The organism is Sphingobacterium phlebotomi (assembly GCF_008180195.1).
GTDB lineage: Bacteria > Bacteroidota > Bacteroidia > Sphingobacteriales > Sphingobacteriaceae > Sphingobacterium > Sphingobacterium phlebotomi.
This window is the reverse complement of sequence record NZ_VTAV01000053.1, coordinates 1-408: the sequence shown is the minus strand read 5'-3', so window position 1 is coordinate 408 and position 408 is coordinate 1. Positions and strand designations below refer to the sequence as shown.

Below are 408 nucleotides of genomic sequence, written 5' to 3'. Positions count from 1 at the left end.
AACTCTTGCGCATGTCGCAGTGTCCATCATATAAATAAAAACGGTGAGAAGACCCCAATGAAAACATATCAGTAAAGACGGATCAACTGGGAAAGCAAACCAAGATCGGTATCTACCTTGATCCGCACACCATTGGGGTAGATAACCTCAACATCGCCTTTTCTGCCGGTCTTATCCATCGCTATAAAGCCGCCGCTGGATGTATCGTTTTCTTTGCTGCGCGAAAACCAGTAATAAAATGTAGCCTCATTGATCCCATTTTCCGCGCAGTAGCGTTTCTTGCTCAGGCCGCTCTGCTGCCAGTCTGCTATCATTGCAAACATCTGTGCTCTTTTTTCTTCTTTGCTCATCCAGCAAAGCTACAGACATCATAATATTGTTCATAGACGTGGACTATAGGGCGGATAC

General features: G+C 45.1%; 1 protein-coding gene. It reads right to left on the bottom strand.

What is annotated here, in order from left to right; all coding sequences use genetic code 11:
- Positions 1–68 precede the first annotated feature (68 nt).
- Positions 69–350, bottom strand: a complete 282-nt coding sequence (gene tnpA / locus FXV77_RS21925) for an IS66 family insertion sequence element accessory protein TnpA (RefSeq protein WP_148921379.1) — start codon at positions 348–350, stop codon at positions 69–71.
- Positions 351–408: the final 58 nt, after the last annotated feature.

Bases quoted from the DNA above. Each gene is read 5' to 3' on its own strand.
- tnpA (WP_148921379.1), bottom strand. From the start codon at position 350: ATGAGCAAAGAAGAAAAAAGAGCACAGATGTTTGCAATGATAGCAGAC.